Origin of the sequence: Micromonospora maritima (assembly GCF_902825405.1) — a bacterium.
GTDB lineage: Bacteria > Actinomycetota > Actinomycetes > Mycobacteriales > Micromonosporaceae > Micromonospora > Micromonospora maritima.
In genome coordinates this window covers 1-3,821 of record NZ_CADEAU010000496.1, presented here as the reverse complement: position 1 = coordinate 3,821, position 3,821 = coordinate 1, and the positions used below count along the sequence as shown (strand labels likewise).

Below are 3,821 nucleotides of genomic sequence, written 5' to 3'. Positions count from 1 at the left end.
GCCGGCGCCGGCACCAGCGCGACCAGCGCGGCGGCGACGGCCGGAGCGGCGGCGCTGAGCGCCCACACCGCCGCGTACCCGGCCTGCTGCACGGTCGCGCCCAGGAAGGTGCCGGCGGAGATCCCGCCCCACATGCTCACCCCGTAGAGGCCGATGAGCTGGCCGCGCCGGTGGTGCGGGGCGAGTTGGACGATCCACACCGCCCCGGCGGTGAACAGCGCCGCCTCGCCGGCACCGAGCAGCAGCCGGACCGCCACCAGCGCCGGCACGTCCAGTGGCGCCAGATAGAGCAGGCCGCCGGCGGCCATCACGAGCGCGCCGGTGAGCATCACGGAGCGGTGGCCGTAGCGGTCGGCGAGGGCTCCGGCGACCGGCCGGACCAGCAGCGCGGTCACCGCGGTCACGGTGACCACGACGCCGACGGTGAGGTCACCGGCGTCGTGCCGGTCCCGCAGGAACCCGGGCAGCACCGGAATGACCGCGGTCAGCCCGAGGTAGCCGGCGAACAGGCCGCCGAGCAGCCCGACCAGCGCGAGCCGGGGCAGCGGTCGGCCGTCGCGGTGGGCGGCGCTCACGGCCGCGCCGGCACGGTGTCGCGGGCGGCGGCGACCTTGCGGACGGCGCGGACCAGGTCGTCGCAGTCGGCCGGCGTCAGGTTGGACGACAACGGCACGTCGACGGTCTCGGTCAGCAGTCGGGCGGTGCGCGGCAACGTCGCACGGATCTCGCCCGCGTCGGCGGTGTCGTAGAGGAAGCGCCAGTTCCAGAACGCCCGCACGTTCAGGTCGTCGTCCGCGCCGATGTTGCGGGCGTCGATCCCCTCGGCCCGCAGCGCCCGGGCGAACCAGCCCGCGTCGCCGCCGGGCACGCGGAACACGAACGCCTCGCCCAGGTACGCCCCGGGCGCCACCGGCCGGCGGACCGCGATGCCGGGCAGCCCGGCCAGGGCGGCGCGGACGTGCTCGTAGTTGCGGTGGAACAGCGCCAGCCGTTGCGGCAGCCGGTCCAGCTCGGCCCGCAGCAGGGCCGCCCGTATCTCGTCCATGCGGAGGCTGAGCAGGGGCAGGTCCAGGCCGGTCACCGGCGGCTCGCCGTGCGGAAAGTGCCGGCGCAGCCGCCCCTCGTACGCGCCGGACAACGCGACGGCCCGGGCGAACAGCGTGCTGTCGTCGGTGACCAGGAACCCGCCCTCACCGCAGTTCAGCGCCTTGTCCGACTGGGTGCTGAACGCTCCGGCCGCCCCGAACGTGCCGAGCTTGCGGCCGTTGAGTTCCGCGCCGAGCGCCGGTACGGCGTCCTCGATGAGCGGCACGCCCATCTCGGCGGCGAAGGCGGCGAGCGCCTCGACGTCGGCGGCGAACCCGCGCATGTGCACCACCATGACCGCGCGGATGTCCGGCCGCCACCGGCGGCGCAGGTCGTCGAGGTCCATCCGCAGGTCGTCGTCGACCTCGACCAGGAACGGCCGGCAGCCGGCCAGCACAATGGCGCTCGGCGTGGCGACAAAGGTGAATCCGGGGCAGGCGACCAATGAGCCGGCCGGCACTCCGGCGCCCATCAGGGCGAGGGCCAGGGCGGCAGTGCCGCTGGAAACGGCGAGGGCGTGGCGGGTGCCGAAATAGCGGCACAGTTCGTCCTCGAATCGGCCGCATTCAGTTTCGTTCTGCGGTCGGTGGTCGTATCGGAAGTAGAGATGACTGCGGATAGCCCGAATTGCGGCGTCCTCGTCCTCCGGGTGTAGGAATACCGCGCCTTTGTCGTAGGTGGGCCACGGCGTGCGCCGGACCGGCCGACCGCCGTGCAGGGCGAGCTGTCTCTCCAGCTCAATGCCGTGTGGAGCCGGCCTCGGCCGACTCGGGGCGGGAGCGTCGTTGTTCCCGTTCACCGGCGGACTCCTCGGGCGAGCGGTGGCAGTTCCTATCCGCTTGATAGGATTTGCCGGACGCGCGCCGGGCACGATTACCCGGCGGAATCTCGCGGTCCCGGCGCGATCCTGTCGAGGGGTGGTAAATGCCACCAGATCCGACATTGGCGTGCGGTCGATCCAGTGACCATCATGATTGTCTTTCGGATCGTCGTCAACATCCCGAAGAATTGTTGCTGACAGTGACGGTGGACAATAGGGAATTGTCCCTCGTGGTGCGTGTCGTCCCCGCCGTCGCGGCCCCGCGCCGTCGGACCCGCCCGTGGCGGCCGGAGTCGGCACACCCGGCCCGCTGTCCGGCTCGTCCGGCCGACCCGTTCGTGCCGCCGGTCCCCTCGCCACTTCCGGTCGCTGCTCGCCGCTCCTTGCGCGACCCGCGGACGGTCGGCGGTCAGGCGTTCCGCCAGGCCTCGACCAGGTCGGGCACGGACGCGTACCGGGCATCGGGATCGGCCCGGGTGGCCCGCTCCACCACCGCCGCGGCGCGGTCGTCGCCCCGCCAACCCGACGGCGCGTCGAGCAGGTGGTGCAGCGTACGGCCCAACGCGTGGACTGTCGTGCGCTCGTCGATCAGCGAGCCCCGGGTCAGCTCCTCCGGCGACAGGTAGCGGCGGGACCCGGGCAACCGCTCGGAGTCCAGCACGAACGGGCCCGGCCGGTACTCGTCCAGGTCGATCAGCCGCATCCGGTGTGCGTCGAAGTCGTAGAGGAAGCAACCGTCGTACAGGTCGACCGCGACGTAGCCGGCGGCGCTGACGGCCAGGTGGGCGTCGAGGACCACCGCCAGGGCCGCGCGCGCCTCGGCGACCGGCAGGCGCTGGAAGCGGGCCAGGCCGGCGCGGTCCGAGCCGTGCACGGTGGCGTGGTTGAGCACGGTGCCGTCGCACCACGGGTAGATCAGAGTGGGCCCGTCGGTGCCGTCGCGTACCAGTTCCGGCCGGACGATGCCCGGATGCCGGACGGCGGCGTGCAGCCCGAGGGCCCGGGTGAGCGAGACCCGCGCCTGCGGCGTCCGGGCCTGCTTGACGAACCAGCGCCGGCCCGCCGCCCGCACCCCGAAGGAGAGACAGCCGGAGTCCTGGTCGCCGAAGACCACGAACGCGTCGGCGGGGTCCGGTGCGAACACCCACCGAGACTAGCGCCGGCTCCGAGCGTCCAGGCCCCGGTCGAGTCCGCATGCGACGGTGCCGGACCGGGTAACCCTGCCCGCATGTCCGGAAGCGCACGGCAGCGGGACCTGTTCATCGCGACGCTCGGCTCGGTCCTGGCCGGCTACGGTGTGCTGCGGCTCGTCACGGAACCCTTCTCGTGGTTCCCCGTCCTCTGGCTGGCGGCGGCGGTCACGATGGTCGGGACCACCCTGCGCCGGGCCCTCGCCGCGGGCACCGCCGAGCGGCGTCCGCCGGTGCCCCGGCCCGCCCGGCGGGCAGGGCGGGTGATGGCCGTCGCCTCGGCGCTGTTCGGAGTGGTGCTGCTGGCCGTGGCCCTGCCCCGGTTCGCCCGGGACGGTCACTCACCGGCACTGCTCACGCTCTGGGCGACGTTCGTGGTCGCGATCGTCGGGTTCAACCTCTGGACCGCCTTCCGGCGCCCGGCGGAGGAGGACGGCGAGAGGGTCACTGCGGCGGCGCCACCACCTCGATGACGTCGGCCGGCGCGCGGCGCGGCGCCGGCGGCAGTTCGGCGTCGGGTCCCCAGCCGACCCGCACCACCAGGTACGGCGCGCCGACGCCGGCGAGCAGGTCACGCATCATCCGGCGGGGCCACGCGAGCTCGATCGCGTCGCTGAGCGGCGCGCTGGCCAGCCCTTCGGCGGTCGCGGTGAGCAGCAGGGCCGACAGCGCCTCGCCGCCGCGCAGCCAGGCCGCGGGCTCGTCCCGCTCGCCGAACAGGATCA

4 protein-coding genes and 1 pseudogene are annotated in these 3,821 nt (G+C 73.9%); 1 reads left to right on the top strand and 4 read right to left on the bottom strand.

All coding sequences use genetic code 11. From position 1 onward, the window contains the following. The 3 genes from HUW36_RS27785 to HUW36_RS27775 form a co-directional block, all read right to left on the bottom strand. Positions 1 to 575, bottom strand: a 575-nt coding sequence (locus HUW36_RS27785) for an MFS transporter (RefSeq protein ID WP_174530843.1), incomplete at its 3' end; no start/stop codon positions are given. Further along, positions 572 to 2,029 (bottom strand): DegT/DnrJ/EryC1/StrS family aminotransferase, encoded by a 1,458-nt coding sequence (locus tag HUW36_RS27780; RefSeq protein WP_246248355.1) that lies wholly within the window; start codon positions 2,027 to 2,029, stop codon positions 572 to 574. The genes HUW36_RS27780 and HUW36_RS27785, both read right to left, overlap by 4 nt. A 286-nt stretch (positions 2,030 to 2,315) precedes the next feature. After that, on the bottom strand, positions 2,316 to 3,050 hold the full coding sequence (locus HUW36_RS27775) for a protein kinase family protein (protein ID WP_174530841.1): 735 nt from the start codon (positions 3,048 to 3,050) through the stop codon (positions 2,316 to 2,318). Between the two features lie 84 nt (positions 3,051 to 3,134). Here HUW36_RS27775 and HUW36_RS27770 point away from each other — a divergent pair, with 84 nt between their 5' ends. Beyond that, on the top strand, positions 3,135 to 3,569 hold the full coding sequence (locus HUW36_RS27770) for a hypothetical protein (protein WP_174530840.1): 435 nt from the start codon (positions 3,135 to 3,137) through the stop codon (positions 3,567 to 3,569). Here HUW36_RS27770 and HUW36_RS27765 read toward each other — a convergent pair. Then, positions 3,541 to 3,821: pseudogene (locus tag HUW36_RS27765) on the bottom strand (Acg family FMN-binding oxidoreductase); the annotation flags it as partial. The gene HUW36_RS27770 and the pseudogene HUW36_RS27765 overlap by 29 nt on opposite strands.

What these genes read in the sequence shown, in the direction of transcription:
- HUW36_RS27780 (WP_246248355.1), bottom strand. Translation starts at nt 2,029, where the DNA reads ATGTCGGATCTGGTGGCATTTACCACCCCTCGACAGGATCGCGCCGGG.
- HUW36_RS27770 (WP_174530840.1), top strand. Translation starts at nt 3,135, where the DNA reads ATGTCCGGAAGCGCACGGCAGCGGGACCTGTTCATCGCGACGCTCGGC.